The sequence below is a fragment of the Anaerospora hongkongensis genome, from assembly GCF_004339805.1.
Lineage (GTDB): Bacteria > Bacillota > Negativicutes > Sporomusales > DSM-15969 > Anaerospora > Anaerospora hongkongensis.
Window position 1 is genome coordinate 20537 of sequence record NZ_SLUI01000012.1, and the last position, 22048, is coordinate 42584.

Annotated in this window: 16 protein-coding genes; 11 read left to right on the forward strand and 5 right to left on the reverse strand. The window is 46.9% G+C overall.

The window, feature by feature from the left end:
• The first annotated feature begins 3 nt into the window (after positions 1-3).
• The 4 genes from EV210_RS16525 to EV210_RS16540 all read left to right on the forward strand — a co-directional run bounded on the left by EV210_RS16525 (position 4) and on the right by EV210_RS16540 (position 3325).
• Positions 4-1311 carry a DUF445 domain-containing protein gene (locus tag EV210_RS16525; protein ID WP_132082469.1) on the forward strand — a complete coding sequence of 436 codons (1308 nt, stop codon included), beginning with the start codon at positions 4-6 and terminating at the stop codon, positions 1309-1311.
• A gap of 120 nt (positions 1312-1431) precedes the next feature.
• On the forward strand, positions 1432-1728 hold the full coding sequence (locus tag EV210_RS16530; protein ID WP_132082470.1) for a hypothetical protein: 297 nt from the start codon (positions 1432-1434) through the stop codon (positions 1726-1728).
• Between the two features lie 103 nt (positions 1729-1831).
• Positions 1832-2599: an ABC transporter ATP-binding protein gene (locus tag EV210_RS16535; protein ID WP_132082471.1), complete on the forward strand. Its 768-nt coding sequence runs from the start codon at positions 1832-1834 to the stop codon at positions 2597-2599.
• Between the two features lie 9 nt (positions 2600-2608).
• The gene (locus tag EV210_RS16540; protein ID WP_243650598.1) at positions 2609-3325 is read left to right on the forward strand and encodes an NAD(P)-binding domain-containing protein; all 717 of its coding nucleotides are present in this window, start codon (positions 2609-2611) and stop codon (positions 3323-3325) included.
• 35 nt (positions 3326-3360) lie between these two features.
• Here EV210_RS16540 and EV210_RS16545 read toward each other — a convergent pair whose 3' ends face one another.
• Entirely contained in the window at positions 3361-5349 is a 1989-nt protein-coding gene (locus tag EV210_RS16545; RefSeq protein ID WP_132082472.1) for a methyl-accepting chemotaxis protein, read from the reverse strand.
• Positions 5350-5692: 343 nt separating this feature from the next.
• A complete protein-coding gene (locus tag EV210_RS16550; protein ID WP_132082473.1) occupies positions 5693-7060 on the reverse strand; it encodes an NAD(P)-dependent oxidoreductase in 1368 nt (455 codons plus the stop codon).
• A 200-nt stretch (positions 7061-7260) separates the two neighbouring features.
• Here EV210_RS16550 and EV210_RS16555 point away from each other — a divergent pair, with 200 nt between their 5' ends.
• The gene (locus EV210_RS16555; protein ID WP_132082474.1) at positions 7261-9228 is read left to right on the forward strand and encodes a methyl-accepting chemotaxis protein; all 1968 of its coding nucleotides are present in this window, start codon (positions 7261-7263) and stop codon (positions 9226-9228) included.
• 74 nt (positions 9229-9302) lie between these two features.
• On the opposite strand, the gene EV210_RS16560 is transcribed toward EV210_RS16555, so the two are convergent.
• Positions 9303-10295: a 4Fe-4S binding protein gene (locus EV210_RS16560; RefSeq protein ID WP_165898944.1), complete on the reverse strand. Its 993-nt coding sequence runs from the start codon at positions 10293-10295 to the stop codon at positions 9303-9305.
• A 209-nt stretch (positions 10296-10504) separates the two neighbouring features.
• Here EV210_RS16560 and EV210_RS16565 point away from each other — a divergent pair, with 209 nt between their 5' ends.
• Together EV210_RS16565 and EV210_RS16570 are read left to right on the forward strand one after the other, a co-directional pair.
• Positions 10505-10750, forward strand: coding sequence for a hypothetical protein (locus tag EV210_RS16565; protein ID WP_132082476.1), 246 nt, complete (start codon positions 10505-10507; stop codon positions 10748-10750).
• A gap of 130 nt (positions 10751-10880) precedes the next feature.
• Complete coding sequence (locus EV210_RS16570; protein ID WP_132082477.1) at positions 10881-11441, forward strand: 3'-5' exonuclease; 561 nt, start codon at positions 10881-10883, stop codon at positions 11439-11441.
• Here the strand turns inward: EV210_RS16570 and ftsH are convergent.
• Positions 11435-13261, reverse strand: coding sequence for an ATP-dependent zinc metalloprotease FtsH (gene ftsH, locus EV210_RS16575; protein WP_132082478.1), 1827 nt, complete (start codon positions 13259-13261; stop codon positions 11435-11437). The genes EV210_RS16570 and ftsH overlap by 7 nt on opposite strands.
• Before the next feature lie 173 nt (positions 13262-13434).
• On the opposite strand from ftsH, the gene EV210_RS16580 reads away from it, so the two are divergent.
• The 4 genes from EV210_RS16580 (at position 13435) to EV210_RS16595 (ending at position 20783) form a co-directional block, all read left to right on the forward strand.
• Positions 13435-14028 (forward strand): TetR/AcrR family transcriptional regulator, encoded by a 594-nt coding sequence (locus tag EV210_RS16580; RefSeq protein WP_243650607.1) that lies wholly within the window; start codon positions 13435-13437, stop codon positions 14026-14028.
• A gap of 85 nt (positions 14029-14113) precedes the next feature.
• Positions 14114-15217 carry an efflux RND transporter periplasmic adaptor subunit gene (locus EV210_RS16585; protein WP_132082480.1) on the forward strand — a complete coding sequence of 368 codons (1104 nt, stop codon included), beginning with the start codon at positions 14114-14116 and terminating at the stop codon, positions 15215-15217.
• Between the two features lie 17 nt (positions 15218-15234).
• The gene (locus tag EV210_RS16590; RefSeq protein WP_132082481.1) at positions 15235-18318 is read left to right on the forward strand and encodes an efflux RND transporter permease subunit; all 3084 of its coding nucleotides are present in this window, start codon (positions 15235-15237) and stop codon (positions 18316-18318) included.
• Positions 18319-18419: 101 nt separating this feature from the next.
• Positions 18420-20783 (forward strand): hypothetical protein, encoded by a 2364-nt coding sequence (locus EV210_RS16595; protein ID WP_132082482.1) that lies wholly within the window; start codon positions 18420-18422, stop codon positions 20781-20783.
• A gap of 115 nt (positions 20784-20898) precedes the next feature.
• Here EV210_RS16595 and EV210_RS16600 read toward each other — a convergent pair whose 3' ends face one another.
• Positions 20899-21804 (reverse strand): LysR family transcriptional regulator, encoded by a 906-nt coding sequence (locus tag EV210_RS16600; protein WP_132082483.1) that lies wholly within the window; start codon positions 21802-21804, stop codon positions 20899-20901.
• Positions 21805-22048 lie beyond the last annotated feature (244 nt).

A 22048-nucleotide genomic window follows, 5' to 3' on the forward strand; every position in this document is an offset into this window, starting at 1 on the left:
AACATGCGCTACCGCATAATTGCGAACCGTGTATTGCTAGTCGTATTATGCAGTTTTGGCACTGCTGCCGGTTTAAAATATTACTATGGTGATATATTTTGGATCAATTTGCTTTTTCATGTAACGGAAGCGTCACTGGTGGGCGGGCTGGCCGATTGGTTTGCCGTAACTGCATTATTTGAAAAACCGTTAGGTATTCCCTGGCATACCGCCCTGATACCGCGCAACAGGGAAAAGACAATTACTGCAATTGTCAACACGATAGAACAGGAGTTAGTAAGTGCTGAACTGGTCAGAAGTAAGATAGAAAAAGTTCGCATGACAAAATATTTGATTGAATGGGTTGACAGTGACCGCGGTAAACAAGCGTTTGCCTCTCTGGTAGTCAATTATATTGAGCATGTTCTTGATCACCTGGATAAGCAGCAATTGGCTTCTCATCTTACAACTCTTTGCAAAGACTACATTAATCGTACCTCTTTCAACAGGCAGATAAAAAATTTCGGACGATGGGCATTGGCTGAAGGTAAAGATGAACAACTGCTGGATGTCCTGATTGCAGAACTAATCGAACTTGTTAACAAGGATAAGGGCAGCGAGACCATACTGAATTATCTCAAGAGTTATCAGCGACAGGTTACGAAGAATCCGGCCGGTAAAATTGCAGTCTGGTTTGGCGAGCGGACGGACAGTTTGAATCTGGAGGAATTGGCGGAGGCGTTGCAGCAGGACGTAACGGCAACGTTATTGCGGCTGCAGTCACCTCGTCATCCTATCCGGCGCTGGGCACGAAAAAGGATGTTTGATTTCCTGGGAAGGCTTGAGCAGGATCAGCAAATGGCCCGCTCGCTGGAAGAATGGAAGCAGCAGGTAGTACTTCGCCTGCCACTGGATCAGTTTATCGGCCCATTAGTTGACGCAATACTGAGTTCTGATCAATTATCGGGGAAAAAGGGGTTATACCATTCGCCGCTGCTTGTATGGGGTCTCAGCCAAGCCAAGACGTACTGGGATATATTTAAAAGCGACCAGGAGATGCAGGACTGGCTTGACAAGCGATTACAGCAGGCGCTGGTGAACATCATCGAAGGAGAACATTCTTTTTTCGGCGTCGTTGCCCGCGATGCCTTGTCAACGTATTCAGAGCAGGATATTAGCCGCTTTATTGAAGAAAAAGTGGGTGATGACTTAGCCTGGATAAGGATTAACGGGTCAGTTGTAGGAGCTGTAGTCGGGCTGGTACTCTTTTTGTTTTTGCATTTTATCTACGATCCGTATGTTGTTCCGGTTATACGGGGATGGATACAATAGGAGGGATTTTCCATGCTTGAGCGGGTAGTAGTGGCAATAATGATGGGAGTTGTTGTTATCTGCGAGGTGCTGGATATGTCCATCTTTTTTTGGCACAAATGGGTAGGGAGGTAATAACAGATGACTTGGGAAACCTGTGAAATTATTTATGTCATTGTTGAAGAAAAGTGGGGAATTTTTCCTAAGGAAACAGCGCAATATCAGACGATAGCGCAAGGGAACGATCCGGAATTTGCGGTGATGAAGTCAGGAAAGTTTGATTTGGAGAAACTAAATACGGCTGGTCCGAACCGGAAAAACAAAAAGCACAAGGCTGCTTTTGATGCCTTTACAGCCAAACTGGCTGAGCAGGGTTGGCAGCAGTGCGGTCAGGGAGAGCTTTGGTTTAACTGGAAATTGCAGCGTCAGGTCTTGTAAAATAGCCCTGCCTTTTATGGCAGGGCCTTTTTCTTTGCATAAGCTTCCGGTCTGATACATACAGTGTAAGACAGTCACAATGGCAAGCGATGGGGAGGATAGTATGCTGCTGGTAGCGGAAAAACTGTGCAAAGATTTTGAAGGCTTACGGGCCGTCCACAATATTGACTTACAGGTAGAAGCTGGTGAAACTGTTGCCATTGTTGGGCCCAATGGCTCAGGTAAGACAACCTTTTTTGACCTGATTTCAGGCTGTAAGCCGGTTACGTCAGGAAGGATTTTTTTAAACAATCACGAGATAACGAACCTAAAGGCTTATGACAGGTCAGTCCGCGGTATTGCGCGGATATCACAGAATATCCGGTTGAGTGCCGATCTGACTGCTGAGGATAATATTATTATTGGGCGAGCCTGCCGGATTTCGTCCAATATGCCGGACGGTCTGCTTTACCGGCAGCGGCTTTATCAGGAACAACGGCTCAATGCAAGCAAAGTGCGTGAGCTCCTGGCAGTAGTCGGTTTGTCAGCCTGCCGGGATCGAACGGTAAAGAGCCTGGCTTATGGAGCTCAGCGCCGCTTGGAAATTGCCCGGGCTTTGGCCTGTGATCCGCAAATGCTGCTGCTGGATGAACCGGCAGCAGGCATGAATCTCCAGGAATTAGATGAGCTGATGAGAGTTCTTGATGAAATAAAAAAATGGGGATTGACGGTTCTGCTGATTGCCCAGCAGATGAGACTGGTGATGGGGATCGCCAGTCGGATAGTTGTTTTTCAGCAGGGAGAAAAAATAGCGGATATCCTGCCGCAGGAAATGTACTTCAGTAAAATAACAAAAAATTCGTTAGAAAAGCAAGCAGAGTTTAACAAGTGAAGGAAGTTTATGCAGAAAGGAATGAACAAGATGTACGATAATGGCTTAATTGGAGTGGTTGGTCTTGGCCGTCTGGGCAGAATCGTAACCGCCCGCCTTGCCGGACAGCATCGTCTGGTGGTCTATGACCGCAATGCAGAATTGGTGAAAGCGATAGCTGAGCTGCACGGTGCTGCGGCAGCTGGCCGCTTAACAGAGCTGGCTTGCTGCAATATCGTCTTACTGGCGCTGCCGGATAAAGAGATTGTTACCTGCATCCGGGAATTAAATGCCCTGAAGAAAGAGATGCTTGTCATTAACATGGCGACCAATGCGCCGCAGAAGGTTGTAGAGGAAGCTGCCGAACAACCATTACGATGCACGAGTGTCAAGTTTGTTGGCCATGCCGGGGAAATGGCACTGGGATTTAATCCAGTGATTATTGTTAATGAGGAGCCTGCCGATCAGGTTCAGGCGGTCAGCAAGTTATTCCAGTCAATTGGCCGGGTGGTTACGGGGCAAGCTGATATTGTTACTGAAATTAATACTATTGCTGCGCAGAAGGCTTTGGAGGCCGGTGTACGCATCGAACAAACGCTGCAGGCGAAAGGTTATAATCATCCAGCTATTATTGAAAGTGCTATTGCGCAGGTAGGAGCAGGTATTTTAAAATCATACGCCACCAAGGATCTTGGACCATTTGCGCAGGATATTATCAAAGAGCTAAAGATGAAAGAAGAGGTCTAGGCTGCAGCCTAGACCTCTTTGCATATAAATGACAATTACACGTGAAAGATGGCAACGGTATTTTGCAATTGATTAGCCATAGCGCTGGTTTCTTCTGCCGATGCGGCAACAGATTCCATTGCTGCCGTCTGTTGCTCAGAAGCAGAGGCTATTTCCTCCGTGCTGGCAGCGACGTTTTCAATAACGGTTGACAGCTGATCAATTAATTTTACGATCTGATCGGAGCTAGCTACTTCTTCAGCCGTAATTTCGCTAATGGCATCAATATCTGTTACTGTTCGTGATACTGCTTCCAATATACGGTCAAGTGTTGCACCGGCGGCATTGACAGTGGTTACGCCGCTTTCTACCTGAATAACATTTTTCTCCATGGCCTGAACTGCTTGTTCGGTTTTTTCCGTGACCTTATGGACTAACGTAGTAATTTCCTGAGCACCATGATGAGACTGTTCCGCCAGTTTGCGTACTTCTTCTGCGACGACGGCAAAGCCCCGGCCGTGCTCACCTGCCCGGGCTGCTTCAATTGCGGCATTCAGTGCCAGCAGATCGGTTTGCGCGGCAATAGCAGTAATTGTATCAATAATTTGACCAATTTGCTGGGAATATTGATTCAGTTCGCTTACCGCATAACTGGTAGTCTGCGTTTGCTCCTTAATGGAGCTCATTTTTGTAATGGTTTCCTGCACTTTGCGCAGGCCTTCTTCAGCAGCATTGACAGTTTCTTTTGAGATATCCGTAGCACCGGTTGCTTTGCTGCGGGCTATCTGAATCAGGGAGGATAATTGCACAAGGGCCTGAGAAGCTTCAATCATAGCAGTATTGCCACGTTCGGCATCCGTGGTTACGCTCTGCATATTACGGGAGATTTCCGTGCTGCTGGAAGTAACTTGCTCAGAAGCGGCAGCCATTTCCTCCGAGGCGGCAGACAATTGCTCGCAAGCAGTCCGGACCTCCCGGACAATATGATTTTGATGATTAATCATCGTATTAAATGATGTAGATAAGTCGCCGATTTCATCTTTCATGGTAATTTGACTGCGCACGGTTAGATCACCATCGCCAGCTTTGGACATCATGCTGCGCAGCTCATTTACTGGTTTGACAATTGACTGGGCTAGAAAGAAGGCGAGAAGCAGCGCAATGATAATGGCAACAAGCATAATAATCATCGTATTCCGCAGAATCGCTTTGGCAGGAGCCATGTATTCTGCCACAGGAACGGTCATTGCCACGGAGAACTGGCCAGCAGGAGCATAGGCCAGCAGTTTGTCGGTATTCTGGAATGAATAAAATGATTTGCCCTTATTACCGGCTACCATTGACTGGGTAATCTTACGTAAATCTTCATTGCTGTTTTGCAGCAAATTATCCCGTAAGATCATTTCCGAATTAGGATGATAGACAACTAAACCGCTTTTATCGATCATATAGCCATAGCCGGTTTCACCGACCTTAATATCAGCTACTTTTTGTGAGACAGCAGCAAAATCAATGGGGATGGCAAGTACGCCGATAACCTGGCCTCCGTAAAGAACAGGCTGGGCGACAACGACGGAAGCCCGGCCGCTGGCCCGGGAAATAACGACATCACTGATTACCGCTTTGCCGGATATTGCCGTAGTAAAGTAGGCCCGGTCCTTAATCGTAATATTAGCAGCGACACCTTGCTTGGCAGAGGCCAATATTTGACCATTTTTATCAGCTAGCAATGCATCTTCCATAAGTGCAGGATTTTTTTGCTGAAGCGACTGGAGGGCACCCAGGGCTGCGGTACCATTATTCGAATTAATTGCTGTGAGCAGACTGGCATCATTTGCTGCTACTTCAACAAGTTTTTGCGTTGACTCGGTAGATACCACGGCAAGTTGTGCAGCGCTTGCCACCATACTTTCCAGCTGATCTTCAATCGTATTTTGCAGAGCAGTGGCCGCCTGCTGATAAGATAATAGGCCAAGTACAGCACAAGGTATGGCAATTAGCAAGAAAAAACCGGTAAGTAATTTGACTCGTAATGAAATTCGCATAAGCTCCCGTTCAATCTCCTTTGATTTTTTTGTGAATCACACGCTGGTTATCCTATAAATTTATCTAATTCGACAGTATCTGATAGCATCCTTTTTTATATAGGGTTTTTCTGGTACTAATTAATACAATTGACACTTCTCTTTTTGCTAAGTTCTATTAAATTATTGTCAGTCTTTTGATTCAATGGAGTAATCTCAATCTTTACCTATTGGAAACATGATTCTGTATATTTTAAGAGGACCATTGTGGTTTTATAATACAGCTACAATTGTTACTTGGAGAAGAATTGTAGCTGGAAAAATAGAGAACCCCCGCCTGCGTTGAACAGGACGGGGTTCTCTGTTAACATTCTTCGATTAGTTTCTTGGCCTCCACATATTGGGCAATACCTGCCGCTACTTTTTTCGCTTCTTTCATTGCCAAGACAACGGTTGCAGGCTCATGAACCACATCACCGCCAGCAAAGACTCCTTTTCGGGTTGTCATACCGTAGGGCCGTTCTTTCGTAATGACATATCCGGAAGCGCTCACTTCTATGCCCGTAGTGGACGAAACAATGCGGGCGGCGGGACGCTGGCCGATTGCTAAAATAACCTTATCTGCTTGCAGTACGGCTGTTTGGCCTGTGCCAAGCAATTGATTATTGTCCGTGAGCTGTTGTATTTCGTATGCTAAGCCGGTGACTTTTTTGTTCCCGACAAATGCGGTAGGACTGGCCAGCCACTGAAAGTTAACGCCTTCCTGTTTGGCTTCATCGTATTCCGAGCGGAGTGCCGTGATGTCTGCTTCTGTACGTCTGTAGACAACTGTAACGTTCGAGGCACCGACTCTAAGGGCTGTGCGTGCAGCATCCATTGCGACATTCCCGGCGCCAATAACTACTACTTTGTCACCAGGATGGACAGGGATTTCCTTCTGATTCAGACCGCCATTATTGGCCAGTTGAACCATGCCTAAAAAGTAGGTTGCCTGAATAACTCCCGGTAAAGTATTGCCGGGCAGGTCAAGTGTTCGGGGCAGGGCGGTGCCTGTCCCGATAAATATGGCATCAAAGCCATCGGCAAAAAGCTGGTCAACCGTAATATCGGGCCCGATTACTACTCCCGTTTGAAAAACGACGCCATATTGTTCGATTCTGCGAATTTCACGGCGAACAACATCCTTGTTCAAGCGGAATTCAGGAATTCCATACATCAGGACACCACCAGGCTCCGCCTGGCCTTCAAAAACGGTAACTGCAAAGCCGGATTTGGCCAGATCACCGGCAACCGTGAGGCCTGCCGGCCCGGAACCAATAACCGCTACTTTACCAATGGCATTTTGGGGTTTGGCAACAGTACTAATAGCCATTTCAGCATCAAAATCAGCAATGAAACGCTCTAGTTTACCAATTTTGATACCACAGCCTTTTTTGTTGAGAATACAGGCAGCTTCGCATTGCTTTTCATGGGGACACACTCGTCCGCAGACGGCTGGCAGATTGCTGCGACGGGAAATAATAGCGCTTGCCTCCCCTACATTGCCTTTAGCCAAAGACTGAATAAAACCAGGGATTTCGTTTTCTATCGGACAGCCTGTACGGCATAATGGTTTGGGGCAGTTTAGACATCTTTTGGCCTCAGAAATAGCTTCGCGTGTGGAAAATCCTTCGTCCAGCTCGTCAAAGGTCAGATCCTGTTTATCAAAATTGCTTTTTTTATCAATCAGCATGTAACAATGCCTCCCTCTTTGCCGTAGATCATGGTTTATCATACCGCAATCAATAAAATTACGTCAACAAAGTGAAAAATTTCTCAGCTTATGTCAAAAAGTATACACAGAATACCGGCCCGAACAGCATTGCCTGGTCTTCGCTGGCATGATAGAATGTTAAGCGGTAAAAAAGAATTTTGTCGAAAGTAGGCGGAAAAATGAAATTACGCACCAAGCTGCTCAGTGCATTCGCTTTGCTTGTTGGGTTAGCGTTGCTTGCGGTATCCATCACAGGCTATAACTATTCCAAAAAGCTGATGGAAGAAAATATTAACCGCGAAATGCAAACCGAAGTAAATGCTCATACGTATAAACTCGAAGGCTGGCTTGCAGCGAAAACAGAGATGCTGGTAACCAGTCGCAACATTGCAGCCCGGCATGTAGCGGGCTCAACCTTACCGGCGAGTTATTTGAAGGCCTTTGAGGAAGATAAAACAGTCTCCGATATTTACATAGGCTTTGCCGACGGACGTTTTTTGGATGGCACCGGTTTTATCCCGCCGGCAGATTTCGATCCGCGCAAACGCAGTTGGTATACTGGTGCGATGGCAAAAGGAAATTTGATTTACACGGAGCCTTACATAGATGTATCTACTAAGCAATATGTGGTATCGGCTGCTCTTCCGCTGAAGGATCAGTCAGGAGCAATCATAGGAGTTATGGGTGAGGACATTCTCCTGACACAGCTTGTCGAGGCAGTTAAAAGCGTTAACTTGAATGGTCAGGGATATGGCTTTTTGATAGATAGAAATGGTATCGTATTAGCCCATCCTGATGAAAATAACATCGCGAAGAAGCTTGCCGATATACAGGGCTTTAAAGATGTCTTGAATGACATGCTCACCAAGGAAGGCGGTTCGGCGAGATATCAGAGCGACGGTAAAGAATCGCTGCTTATCTACCGCAAGCTGCCGGCTACTGGCTGGGTATTAGCGATTACTGTGCCGGAAATGGTGGTCTACCAGCCGCTGCAATCGCTGCGCCTTACTTTTGTCATTTTGGATCTGATTGCAATGGCGGCAGTTGCTTTAGCGGCAGTGATTTTTGCCCGCCGTCTTGTCAAGCCGCTGACGGAGCTTGCCGTCAAGGCGAATCAGATTGCTGCTGGCGATTTAACGGTTAAGGCAACGATTACAGGACAGGACGAAGTCAGTGAACTGGCACGGTCATTTAACCAAATGGGAGAGAATCTACACAATTTAATTAGGCAGATCAAAGATTCTGCTCAGTCTGTAGGTTCAGCTGCTGCAGAATTGGGAACGTCATCGCGCGAGGCTGGCCAGGTATCCGAACAGGTGGCGGTAACCGTAAGTGATTTAGCCAGGGGAGCAGCTGATCAATCCTACTCTATCCAAAAGGGCTCCACCATGGTGCAGGGAACCAGTGCGGCGGCAATGACAATTGCCAGCACGGTAGACAGTGCTGCGAGCCGCTTGGCAGTGGTTCAGCAGGCGCTGGGACAGGGGGTTGATGCCGTAATCCGCCAGCTTGAGCTTATGCAGCAAAATAAAACGGCTTCAGGAAATGTAGGCCAGGCGATTCAACTCCTGGCCGAGAAATCACAAGTTATTGGTCAAATATCGGAGGCAATCGGCTCCATAGCACGGCAAACAAACTTATTGGCGTTAAATGCTGCAATTGAAGCGGCAAGAGCCGGTGAACAGGGCAGAGGATTTGCCGTAGTGGCGGACGAAGTGCGGAAGCTTGCTGAACAGGCTGCCACGTCCAGCCAAGAAATTGCCGAATTGATTGCCGAGGTGCAGTCTGGTACCAGCCAAGCGGTACGTGAGATGGAGCAGGCAAGTACGCTGGTGCTTCAGCAGGAAACAGCCGTGGGCGATACAAAAGAGTATTTTGATAATATTGAGCAGGCTGTAACTTCAATAGTAGAGGCTTTCTCGCTAATGACAGGACAATGCCATCAAGTAAAGGTCCAGGCGGGTGAGGTAAGTACCGTTATTGCCGATATTGCCGCTGTTGCCGAAGCCAGTGCAGCTGCAACGCAGCAGGTTGCAGCCGCTACCGAGGAGCAGAGTGCTTCAGTGGAGATGATTGCAGCAACAGCAGACCGTCTGTTGACCGAGGCCGACCGATTGAAAGAAGAAGTGCGTCACTTTAATATCTGATATATAACAAAGGCCCGGATACTTCTGGGCCTTTGTTGCCTGTTGTAGATTAACTTGGATTTGGACCGTTTGGGCTATGGGTGTTCCAGCGAGTGGAGCGTAGGTACAAACTTGATCCAGAACTGAGCTAACAAGGGCGATTCCCAGTAGCCGGCCAGCTTAGCCAGGCTAATACCGATAATGAAAAAGCAAATTACCAAAGCCGAATAGTGAATGGGGTTTAACCTAACTCCGCCTACCCGGAAGTGAATCGATAGCGTACGGGCTTCAGGACAAACGGCGAGGCATTTTTGACATAATGTACATTCGGGAGAGGTAACGGTATGGGCGTTTGAGATGAGGATGCCGTTTGGGCAGGCGCTGTCGCATTGTCGGCAGAAACAGCAAGTGACGCAATCGCGCCGAATGGTAAGCGGTGAAAAAACAGCAAAAAGATTGAGCAAGGCACCATAAGGACAAAGATAACGGCACCAGAAATTCTGAACTATCACCGAGAGCAGCACCAGCACGGTGATAACCTGAAGCGTTAGGGCAGACGGCTCTAGAAAAAAGTGCAGCATTTTGACATCCGATACGGTATTGTAAGGAGAATGTAGAAATGATACAACCGCTTCAATAGACATGCCGAAAAGAATTACGTATAGAAAAAAACCTAGGATAAAATACTTGGGTAAAAGCAGCAAATAGTGTAATTCCCGGTTGATTGGAGAAATTTGCAAGGGAATTTTCCGCCTTATTTGACCGACAAGCTCAGAAGCTGTTCCCACAGGGCAGAGATGACTGCAGAATCCCCGCTTTAATAATAATGAAGAACAAATTGTCAGCAGTAAAATTGCCAAGCCCGCAGGATGAATACGGTCCCAAACACCAAGAATCACCCACTGTTTAAGGGCAAGCAAGGCCGATATGGGTAAAAAGGCTTCAACTGCCGGTGAGCGGTATTCCAGAGCAGCCACGCCAAGAGTAGGCAGCAAATGTACCGCCTTATAGAAAAGAAATCCTGTAATTAAGTAAAAAACACTAAAATAAGTTTGACTGGCCTGCCGCAGATTCATTTTGAGTTTCATAGAAGCCCCCCTGCTTACGCAATTCTTTCCCATATATTATAGGGTAAGCAATCGGAAAAGCCTGTGATCTAAAACACAAAAACTGAAAATTTAAAATAAAAACTAATTAGTACGGCGGTAAGTTGGCATTAACCTTTCCTGTGGCAGGTACCATGACAAAAGTTTATTCATATTATGTAATATGAATAAACCGCCTTTGGAGTGATGATATGTGGGAGCTATTTGATGGTGACGGTTTTGAAGAGGTTTATCTTACATCCGGCGAGTGGGATGTGAGTACCGGCAAGCACCGTTTGAAAATACGGATTGTCGCCGATCGCAACAACAAGCACTATTACAGCATTAGCGCTAATCATAATGAAAGAGCTCCTATGCAAGTATCCCGGAGAGGCTATCAGAGCGCAGAGCAGGCATTGGAGCAAGCCGTCAGGGAGATTAAGCTGCAGTATAAGTAGTACAGGCAAAAAGAGGCTATAAAAACCTTCTATGATAGATGCCCGGTTATCATAGAAGGTCTTGCCATGCCCGGAAGCGAATATTGGGTTTATACAATTGAAGCTACGCCTATGAGAGGGGCTGATGAATATGAAAGAAACTTTTACGGCTCTAGACTTTGAGACCGCTAACTATCAGAGTAACAGTGCCTGTCAGCTGGGGATTGCCGTTGTTAACAACGGTCAGATTGTTTTGCAAAAATCGTGGCTGATCAAGCCGCCGACTCCAATATTTACGTTTTCCTATCTGCATGGTATTACATATGGTATGGTAAAAGAGCAGCCGACTTTTGGGGATATTTGGCCTGAGATCAAGCCTTACGTGACAGATGAAATCATTGCCGCCCATAATGCTGATTTTGATATGGGAGTCTTAACTGCGACTCTGGCACATTATCAGCTGTATGTTCCGGAATTCTATGTTATTGATTCATTAGCAGCGGCGAGAAAGGCGTGGCCCGGGTTAAAAAATCATAAGCTATCAACGGTTGCCGCTCATTTGAATATTGAGCTGAATCACCATGAAGCCGAAAGTGATGCCAAGGCGTGTGCCGAGATTATCCTGCGCGCCGGTCAGGACAACGTTGAAATTAACCGCGTAGTCAATAGAAGCCTGCCGGAAAGCATAGATCTTTTTGGCGGCAATTATTGATCGTTTGGCTGCTCCATTGTTTGGGCAATCCGGGTGATCCGGTCGCCGGAAATTACTTCTTCAGTTTGCAGCACGGCTGCAATTTCGTGCAATACGGCCAGATGGGTAGTCAAGAGGGTATGTGCTTTGTTTTGAGCATCGTTTAAAAGGAGCCGGATTTCCTCGTCAATATCGGAAATTGTAGTGGGACTTAGATCATTCCGGCTGGTTACACTGCTTTGCAGATAGGTTGCAGCTGAAGCGGCATAGCGGACGGGTCCTAATTTGGCCGACATGCCAAATTCCGTTACCATGCGGCGGGCCATCTCGGTTGCTCTTTCCAGGTCATTAGAGGCACCGGTGGAAGCCTCTTTAAATATAATTAGTTCAGCAGCACGCCCGCCTAGCATAACGGCCAGGCGGGATTTTAATTCATTTTCGCCGATGAGATACCGGTCTTCCTCGGGCATTTGCAGTGTATAGCCCAAAGCTCCTTTGGCGGTGGGAATAATACTGACCTTATGCACCGGATCAGTACCTGTGAGATAATAGGCAGTTAAGGCATGCCCGACTTCGTGATAAGCAACTTTTTTCCGAATCTCACCTGCCAGCGGAGTTTTTCGCTGCAGCCCGGCGATAACCCGTTCAATTGCCAAATCAAAATCATCCATGGTTATTGTGGCCGCATTGCGCCTGACGGCAAGCAGGGATGCCTCATTGGCAATATTGGCCAGTTCAGCTCCGGAGAAGCCGGACGTAACTTTGGCAATCCGGCTGAGATCAACATCAGCATGCAGCGGCATGGTTTTGGTGTGGATGGTGAGAATTTCCAACCGGCCGGACTCAGCGGGAAGCGTGACTTGAATCTGACGATCAAAGCGTCCTGGCCGGATTAAGGCCTGATCAAGAATTTCCGGGCGATTGGTGGCAGCCATGATAACTACCCCGGAATTTGCTTTGAAGCCGTCCATTTCAGCCAGCAGCTGATTGAGGGTATTTTCCTGCTCGCTGTTTGCCCCGATATGCCCAATACCGGAACGGGCTTGTCCGATGGCATCAATTTCATCGATAAAAATAATGCAGGGAGCTTTTTTCTGGGCCTGCTGAAACAGATCACGAACTCTGGCGGCACCAACACCGACAAACATTTCGACAAAACTGGAGCCCGTAAGGAAGAAAAAGGGTACTCCCGCCTCACCGGCAGTCGCTTTGGCCAGCAAAGTTTTGCCTGTGCCGGGAGGACCTGCCAATAGAACGCCTTTAGGCAGTTTTGCACCGATATGGAGAAATTTCTGCGGTGCGGTAAGATATTCAATGATTTCCCTGAGTTCTACTTCTGCTTCGCCCACTCCGCCGACATCCTTGAACTTGACACCAATCATTTCTCCTTCAATTTCCCGGGCCTTGCTCTGCCCTAATGACATGGCCGTATTGCCTGCCCCGCCCATTCGTTTGAAAAGAAAATACCAAATCAGCAGCAGCGGCAGCAGCGGTAAAAGCCAGCCTAATAAAGAGGCGGCCAGGCCTTTGGTCTGGGCCTGTGCGGAAAACGTTACGCCTGAGGCGATGAGCCGGTCAATTAAGGCGGGATCATTGACTAGAACGGTATTAGCAGCCGATTCCGGCTGATTTTCAGCAGCTTTCAGCGAGAAGATGATGCGATCACCGGACAGGACGACGGTATCCACCTTTCCTTCCTGCAAGTCTTTAAGAAATACGTTGTAACTTACTTCCGTTTCCCGGATAATAAACGGCTTATATATCATGTCGTTAAAAAGCCAGGCCAGCAGTAATGCACCGAGCAGATACCAGGTAGAAAAATTGCGCTGCTTTTTATCCATCGCTAAACCTCCTCGAATCCGTACTTACAATAGCGTTACTATTATGCTACACACCTGCCGATATTAACCTGCAGGAGCCGCCCTGCAACAATAATATAACTTGACATTCCCACCTGTATCGGTGATAATTAAACATACCGACCGGTAGGTATCCGGGCGGCAGTTTGTGGAAAGTGGATGATACCATGACCAAGGAAAATATTATCATTGCCTCCTTGCGGTTGTTTTTAATGAAGGGTTATGCCGCGGTTTCCCTGATGGATGTTGCTAAAGAAGTCGGGATTACCAAAGGCGGAATCTATCATTATTTCTCCAGTAAAGAGGAACTGCTTAATGTTGCGATTTACTTCTTCCTGGATCGCTTTGAAGAAAAGTATATGAGTCTGTTAACCAAAAATGAAAGTATCCAGGCTATTTTGGAATGCCTGCTGGTAAAGCAGGAGCAGGAAACTTACGTAGCAGCACTGCTTGGAACAGAAGAAAAATTCAATATTGATTATGCACATTCGGGTATTGAAATAGTAAGAAAAATTCCCGGTGTTCTGGCAAGAATGGAGCAGATCAATGCTGCCGTTTGCGAGCTGTTTACAAAAAAGATTGAACAGGCAATACAAGCAGGGCAGGTGAAGGACTGCGGCGACAGTTATGCTTCAGCGGCCAGTATTTTATCGATGATTCAGGGGTATAAGTCCTTAGGTGAGCAATTCCAGACGGAAGCAATGCGTAAACGTCTGGCAGATACCATTTGGCAGTCGATAAAAAAATAGGCTGCCTAAAACAAATTTTTTTGAATTGAACATACCGACTGGTAGGTATGGAAAAAAGTAGTAAAGTACATGGAGGTTGGCTTGCATGAAAAAGCTTAAATCAAAGTATGGGATACTGCTGGCGGTACTGCTGATTGGCAGTATTGCAGTAGTTCATAGCGGCGTTTTCGCCGGCAACAAGGAGCAGGCCAAAAGCGGCAGCAATGTAACCAGCCTGAGTGTAAAGATAGCGGAGGCACAATATGCTGACAGCGTGCCTGGCATTGCACTGAATGGTTCTCTGGAAGGCCGGATATCAGCGACAATTAGCGCTAAGCTTGCCGGACGAATTGAACAGATTATGGTTGAAGAAGGTCAGCGGGTCAAAGCCGGTGATGAACTGGTTCGGCTGGAATCGGTAGAATTGGCTAATTCGGCGCGGCAGGCGCAGGACGGAGTAAGAAAAGCCCAAGCCAATTATGAGCTTGCGCTGAATGACTTCAACCGCTATCAGACTTTGTTTGACAAAGGTGCTGTCTCGGAGCAGCAGTTGGATAATGCCAAGGCCAAGTTGAAAACCGCTGAGGCTGATTTATCCAGTGCCCAGTCCAGCCAGAGCAGTGCTAATGAGCAATACGGCTATGGGGTAATTACTGCACCTGTTGATGGTGTCATTGCCAATAAAACAGCAACAGTAGGACAGGTAGTCTCACCGGGAGCAGCGCTGATGGCCGTACAGGATATCGATCAGGTATATGCGGTCATTAATGTGGAACAAAAGGATTTGGGACGTGTGAAAACCGGTCAGAAGGCCAATGTTACTGTAGATGCCTATCCGGGGAAAGTTTTTGCTGGAACGGTAGAGGTTATGAATCCGGAAGCAGGCTCTGCAAGCCGGACCTTTAGAACAAAGATTAAGCTGGATAATAGCGGCGGTGAGCTGAAAGCGGGCATGTTTGCGAAAGTTCAGCTGGAAACCGGGGAAACGGTAAAAGTATTGACTGTTCCGCAGTCCGCTGTTGTTCAAAAGCAAGGTCTATACTATGTATTTACAGTCGATAACGGTGTGGCGGTACGCCGTCAAATTGAAATCGGTGAAGTGAATGGCAGCACCATAACTGTTATGGCTGGAGTGCAGCCTGGAGAACAGGTGATTGTAAGCAGTGTCAATAGAATTAATGACGGCGATACTGTGAGAGTAGCGCAATAGAATAGGGGATAAAAGCCATGAAACTTACTGAGATCAGCATTAAGCGGCCGGTATTTGCCACAATGCTTATAATGGCGCTGGTAGTTTTGGGCTTGTTCAGCTACATGACGTTAAATGTGGATGAATATCCCAATGTTGAAATGCCAGTCGTTGCCGTAACTGTTCTCTATCCCGGTGCTTCCCCGGAACAGGTAGAGTCAAAGGTAACACAAGAGGTCGAGGAAGCGGTAAATACGGTGGCCGGTGTTGAGCATATCACTTCAACAATTAGCGAGGGCTCTTCAACAACGGTAATTCAGTTTACGATGGAGACAAATTCGGATACGGCGGCACAAAGTGTGCGCGATAAAGTCAGTGCGATACAGGCGTCTTTGCCGCAAGATGTAAAAGCGCCAATTATTTCCCGGTTTGATCCTTCGGATACACCAATTATGTCGCTGGCACTTACCGGCAACGTCAGCCAGCGTGAATTAACCGTTATTGCCGAAGATATTGTAACGAAACGCATAAAGACGGCCAATGGCGTGGCATCTGCTGAGGTAAAAGGCGGTGTGGACAGAGAAATCCGCATTCTGCTGGATAGTGATAAAATGTCATCCTACCAGCTTACCGTGCCGGAAGTACTAAACAGCCTGCGCAATGAGAATGTGGACGCTCCCGGCGGTAAAGTAACTGACGGCAGACGGGAAACAAGCCTTAGGGCAGTAGGAAATATGACGTCAGCAGAGCAGTTCCTTAACGTTCCTGTGGGACAGCGTAACGGTGTCCAGCTTTATGTGAAAAATATAGCGACTGTAGAAGATACCACAGAAGATGTTACCGCAATTACCAAACTCAATAACAAACCTGCGCTTGGTATCGACATCATGAAACAGTCAGGCAGTAACACGGTGCAAGTTGTGGATAATGTTAAGGCCCACTTAGACTCCATTAAAAAGGAACTTCCTGCCGGTATTGAATTGGCAATTGTCCGCGATAACTCAAAAACAATTCATGAATCACTGGAAGATGTACAATTTAACCTGATTGTCGGTGCAGTACTGGCGGTTGCCATCGTATTCCTGTTTTTGGGCAATTGGCGCAGTACCATTATTAGCGGGATTGCGATCCCGGTTTCCGTAATTGCCTCTTTCCTGGCGATGAAGATATTAGGCTTTACGCTCAATACAATGTCTCTTTTGGCGTTATCGCTGGCAGTCGGATTGCTGATTGACGATGCGATCGTTGTAATCGAGAACATTGTGCGTCACTTGGAAATGGGGAAAAATAAATTTGATGCTGCTCTTGAGGGAACAAATGAAATCGGCCTGGCCGTTATGGCAACGACGCTTACGCTGGTTGCCGTGTTCCTGCCGGTGGGTATGATGAACGGCATCATTGGCCAGTTCTTCAAAGAGTTCGGTATTACCGTTGCGGTCAGTGTCTTAGTATCATTATTTGTTGCCTTTACCTTAACGCCCATGCTGTCAGCCTACTATTTGGATCATTCCGAAATAAAAGGTACAAGCAAACTGGGACGTTTGTGGATAAAGTGGAACAATAAATTTGATACTTGGACAGCGAAATACGGTAAATTTCTAACAAAGGTCTTAGGTCACCGCCGTACAGTAATGCTTGTTGCTGTGGCTATGTTTGTCGGCAGTCTGGCGCTGGTGCCTTTCCTCGGCTCGACATTTATCCCTGATGCCGACACCGGCGAGATTACCGTTGCGGCAACGGTGGATCCCGGTATGAGCGTGCAAACAGTAAGTGAGATTGCCGATGAAATGTCGGCTATCATTCACAACAATCCTGAGGTCAAAATGACCTATAGCATAACGAATGCGACGAGTATTGATATATTGACGGAAATAACTCCAAAAAGTGAGCGCAAGATCAGTGATGTGCAAATTATTGAAGATCTTCGTGAGCAATTGAGTGATATTCCGGGAGTGGACATCAGTGTATCCAAGAAATCAGGTATGTCCAGCGGTAAACCTGTATCGCTTATTATTCAGGGACCAGAGATGGAAACACTGGCTGATGTAGCAGATCAGGTTAAGCTGATCGTTAAGGCTATACCAGGTGTAGTAGATGTGTCTTCCAGTTACGAAGCGGGCAATCCCGACGTGCAGGTGGTTGTAAAACGGGATCAGGCCTCAGATCTGGGCATTTCAGCTGCATCCGTTGCCGATACACTGCAGACGATGTTCAATGGTAAAGTGGTGTCTTCCTATAAAGAAGGCGATGATGCGTATGATGTGAAAGTATTGCTTGATCCGGCAACCCGCAGCAGCTTATCCAGTATTAACAACATTTACCTGTCCAGCAGCAATCGCGGTCAAGGCGGGCAAGCAGCTATGGTTGGGCTGTCGCAGGTAACGGATACGGTATACGCGACAAGCCCCGCTCAGATCAAGCGCTATGACAATCAGCCGCAAATTACCATCTCGGCAAATTTAAATGGTATAACACTTGGTGATTTTAACAAAGAATATGACAAAAAGATGAAAGGCTTTACCATGCCGGAAGGTTATAGCTTTGTGGCTGCCGGTCAGTCCAAGTCTATGAATGAGGCTGTAACCAGCATGATGATGGCATTGGCGTTAGCTGTATTGTTTATCTTCTTTGTTTTAGCTTCTCAGTTTGAAAGTTATCTTGATCCGTTTGCCATTATGCTGGCATTGCCAATGGCAATTATCGGAGCTATTATCGGTCTCTTGGTCATGCATAGTACACTTAGCATCATATCCTTGATTGGGATCATTATGTTAATGGGCTTGGTAACCAAGAATGCTATATTGCTGATTGACTTTGCCAAACAGCGGCGGGCAGACGGTGTAGAGCGCAACCAGGCCTTAGTGGAAGCGGCTGTAACCCGTATGCGGCCAATCATCATGACTACGCTGGCCATGATAGCCGGAATGATGCCTTTGGCACTTGGTATTGGACCGGGAGCTGAAGCCCGCGCCCCGATGGCTCACGCGATTATCGGCGGCTTGATTACATCGACGGTTCTGACATTAATTGTCGTTCCGGTAGTGTATACGCTGCTTGATGATGTGAAGAACGGCAAATTCAGCTTGCGGAAGAAAAAGGGGCCGGCGGTACAAGAGGATTAGGTAAAGAAGCAAGTGTGAAACGAAGAGGAACCGTCCTGGCTTTTGTATATTGCCTGGGCGGTTCCCTTGCGTCTGCTAAGCTCTGGAAAAGAGGTGAATAAATGGGTAAATCATTTTCTGCAGTCAAGAGAGTAGTGAGTCGTACTTTCTGGCGCAATACATTTAATCGCGATATTGTTTTGCAGCTGATCGTCAGTATATTGATGGCCTCTTTGGTGGCCGGTCTAATTTCAGTAGCTGCAGATTCTTTCTTTGGTAAGACGTTAACTACCATCGTAGGTGAATATGGTGAATTTGATGTCATTGTTAATGTACGCGAAGAAAAAAGGGAAGAAGGCAGTGCGGAAATAGAAAAAATTATTCAGCAAGCTTTTCCGGGTGCGAAACTGCAGACCGGGCCTACAATAACCGGGCTGACAAGCTTTTTCGTAGGGCTGCCTGGTGAATATAAAACAAAGGAGACTTATGAGCAGCTGGATAATACATTCAGCAGTGTTCCAGGCAAGTCAGGCATCAGTATCATGACCGAGCCCCGTGTGACGATCAAGGGCGTTCCGGATGGTGCCAAAAGTATGCTGGTAGACCGCATTATGCAAATCGACGGTGTTTTATTTGCCTTTCGTGATGGCGGCTCGGTAACCGTTATCCTGTCGGCAATTGATAAATCGGCTTTTGTTAATCAAGAGATTCAAAAGCTGATTAATGAGCGGCAAATTATTGAAATTACATTCCCTGTGGGCAGTGAACCGGAAAACGTCATCCGATTAGGGGACCGGATTGCCGCAGCCATCCGTGAGGAGAAGGCTGTTACGGTGGCAGAAAATGTTTCTGTTGACTCCAAGAATAATGAAATGGTCTATATCGTCAGCACGATGATCGAGTTAAAGCGTTTTCTGACTTCTTACGCCACGCAGATTACTCTTACACCGCAAAGTACTGATCAGCCTGCTCCCGGTGACATCATTGCCTTTCAGGGGACGGCTGCAGTGCCGCTCATTACCGGCGCAGTGACGGATGCAGGCAATATATTGGTGCAGGTAAAAAGCGTCGGGATCAATGGCAGTGCTGAGGGAACGATTACACAGGGAACAGCTGCTCAATTAAGCAACACTGCAGGACGTAAGCTTAAGGATAATCGCATTGGAGAGGAGGCGTTTACTGCAACCTACCGGAATCCGCGGCAGCAATTGGCAAATGCGCTGACCGAGACGTCGAAGCTGGTAGGGCAAATTCCCGGCCTGGCTGTGGATACGCAGAATATGGCTGGAATCGGCATCAACACACTGAATAATTACAATAATGGTGTTGGGGCAATTGAACAAACCTTGACAAGCCTCCAGGCTGCAGGCAGCACGATTCAGGCCGCTACCGGTGCCATGGCCGGCTTGAGTACAGAAGGACTGCAGACGCAATTAGGGAATTCATCTCGTGCGCTCAGCGCTTTGGCTTCAACGCTGCAAGTCCTGCAATTGGTTAATCCGCAGGTAGCCGGATCAATTGCGGAATTAAATACAACCGGCCAGACCTTGGACAGCCTGCAGTCGGCACTTGTCTCGCTTGACAGGGTTGCGGCCAACGCTCGCAATGCGCAGACGGCGATTGGCACAATTGTAACGGAAGGAAATAGTACGTTAGCTAAAGTACGGGCTTTTGATGTAACGGGTGCTCGCCAGAATTTAACGACGTTAAGCGGACGTCTTACTGAGGTGCAGCAGTTTAATACTCCGCTGGTGGCCGCACAATTGCAATACCTGGCGGCAGCTGTGCCCAATATGCGGGATGACGAAATCAGCCGCTCCGAGCAGTTATTTGATCAAATTATCGGCGGACAGGTAATTCCCAGTCAACGGATTCAGATTATGACAAGCAGCAATATCACTGTCGATTTTATAGCACCTGTTATTTATCGTGAGGCGGGACATGAGAATCTGTCAATCTATACTGCACAGCTGGGAACTATTCAGCAAGATCCGCGTGCGCAGGTGATGATAATCCTAATGCAGGTAAAAGCTATTTTAGCGGCAATGGTTGCCTTAATTGCTACAGTGTTATTTTTAGTGCTTGATCATACGGCGGTGATGACGATGCTTCGCCGCCAAGGCCGCAGCACGGGTAAGCCGGAGAAGGGCTGGCGGCGAAGAGTACAAGAGTTCCGGGCTGTATTTGCCGCGCCGGAGTGCCTTTATGGCATGGCAATTGGTGCGGTGCTGCTGACTGCTATCTTTATCATTGCCGGTGGCGGCATACCCTATTTACCTTGGATTGGCGTACCGTTTTTAGGAGCGCTGCTCGGGTTAGCGGTAGCTAATAATGCTGAAAAAATCAGTCCTTTAGCACTGGACGAAGTAACGGCAGGGGAGGCATTAGGACTTTCGTATGATGAGATTATGCGGGAAATTGTTGTTCCTAATGGCAGGCCGGGACTACTGCAGAAAATGAATGCTTACAAAGTGAAGTTTAAATAGCAAAAGTGCCGGATGAGTTCCGGCACTTTTGCTATTTAAATCGAAAATATTTCATTATCTATACAGGAAGTAATGGGGTGCTTGGTGAACATTTCTATAACCGCAGGAAAAGGAGCTACTTATCAATAACTGACTCTCCCTGCAAAAGTGCTTTCTTAGCAAAGCTAAGCCATAATTGTGCTGCATGAGACAAATAGCGTCCCTTCTTCCAAATCACGGACATTTGATGCCAAATTTGTGGACTTGCCAGGGGTATGGAGGTTACTGATTTTGAACTAAGCTCGGCACAGAGCTTACTTGGTAAAAACGCTATCCCCAGATTGGCTGCCACGGTTTGAACCATTAGTTCCCGTTGCGAGGTTTCGAAAATAATTCTGGGTTGAAAACCAACCATTTTACAGTGATCAATAATTTCATCATGAAGACTGAAATCATCCCGATAAATTACAAAGGACTCATTGGCCAGATCCTTCAGATCTATCTCCGAAAGACGGCTTAAGGGATTGTCCAAATGAATAATGACTCTAAGCGGATCATTCGTCAGCGAGAATGATTCGTATACTGCGTCATCCGGAATATTGCAGACGACGCCAATGTCCAGCGTGCCTTCCTGTACCCGAAGCTCAACATTTTTTGAGCCATGCTCGTACAATTCAATATCAATTTGCGGATACTTCTTCCGGAACTCGCCCAGCAGCTGGGCAAATACAGTAGCTTCGGTAACCGGTGGAAGTCCGATTAAAATTCTGCCTTTCTCCAGCTTGAATTCATTCTCAAACTCTGTCGTTAAATTGTTAAACATAGATACTACTTGCTGAGCCTGACCAAGAAAGATGACTCCTGCATCTGTGAGCTGAACAGATTTAGAGTTGCGATTGAACAAGGTGACGCCTAGATCGGTTTCCAGATCTTTAATCATTTTGCTTATGGCTGACTGTGATACATGAGCAGCAACGGCAGCTTTACTAAAGCTTTTCTGGCGAGCAACTTCAATAAAATATTTTAAATGATGGATATCCATAGGCCACCCCCTGCCTCTATTTTACTATCTATAAAAGTCATAGTAAATATCATTATTATATATTTTACTTGTGGTTTAGGCATGTGTAATATAAGATTTAGCGGGATTATCCTGAAACAGGAAATGAATGAATTTTTGACACGAGAGAAATTGTTGGAATATTTTTTCATTTCGGGATTACTGAAGCTTTTAATCTTCTTTAGTAACAAAACCAGGAGAATTGATGCTGACGGGTGAACAACTT

Bases quoted from the DNA above. Each gene is read 5' to 3' on its own strand.
- EV210_RS16540 (WP_243650598.1), top strand. From the start codon at position 2,609: ATGCAGAAAGGAATGAACAAGATGTACGATAATGGCTTAATTGGAGTG.
- EV210_RS16600 (WP_132082483.1), bottom strand. From the start codon at position 21,804: ATGGATATCCATCATTTAAAATATTTTATTGAAGTTGCTCGCCAGAAA.
- EV210_RS16595 (WP_132082482.1), top strand. From the start codon at position 18,420: ATGGGTAAATCATTTTCTGCAGTCAAGAGAGTAGTGAGTCGTACTTTC.
- EV210_RS16530 (WP_132082470.1), top strand. From the start codon at position 1,432: ATGACTTGGGAAACCTGTGAAATTATTTATGTCATTGTTGAAGAAAAG.
- ftsH (WP_132082478.1), bottom strand. From the start codon at position 13,261: ATGGATAAAAAGCAGCGCAATTTTTCTACCTGGTATCTGCTCGGTGCA.
- EV210_RS16585 (WP_132082480.1), top strand. From the start codon at position 14,114: ATGAAAAAGCTTAAATCAAAGTATGGGATACTGCTGGCGGTACTGCTG.
- EV210_RS16555 (WP_132082474.1), top strand. From the start codon at position 7,261: ATGAAATTACGCACCAAGCTGCTCAGTGCATTCGCTTTGCTTGTTGGG.
- EV210_RS16590 (WP_132082481.1), top strand. From the start codon at position 15,235: ATGAAACTTACTGAGATCAGCATTAAGCGGCCGGTATTTGCCACAATG.
- EV210_RS16535 (WP_132082471.1), top strand. From the start codon at position 1,832: ATGCTGCTGGTAGCGGAAAAACTGTGCAAAGATTTTGAAGGCTTACGG.
- EV210_RS16570 (WP_132082477.1), top strand. From the start codon at position 10,881: ATGAAAGAAACTTTTACGGCTCTAGACTTTGAGACCGCTAACTATCAG.
- EV210_RS16550 (WP_132082473.1), bottom strand. From the start codon at position 7,060: ATGCTGATTGATAAAAAAAGCAATTTTGATAAACAGGATCTGACCTTT.
- EV210_RS16525 (WP_132082469.1), top strand. From the start codon at position 4: ATGCGCTACCGCATAATTGCGAACCGTGTATTGCTAGTCGTATTATGC.
- EV210_RS16560 (WP_165898944.1), bottom strand. From the start codon at position 10,295: ATGAAACTCAAAATGAATCTGCGGCAGGCCAGTCAAACTTATTTTAGT.
- EV210_RS16565 (WP_132082476.1), top strand. From the start codon at position 10,505: ATGTGGGAGCTATTTGATGGTGACGGTTTTGAAGAGGTTTATCTTACA.
- EV210_RS16545 (WP_132082472.1), bottom strand. From the start codon at position 5,349: ATGCGAATTTCATTACGAGTCAAATTACTTACCGGTTTTTTCTTGCTA.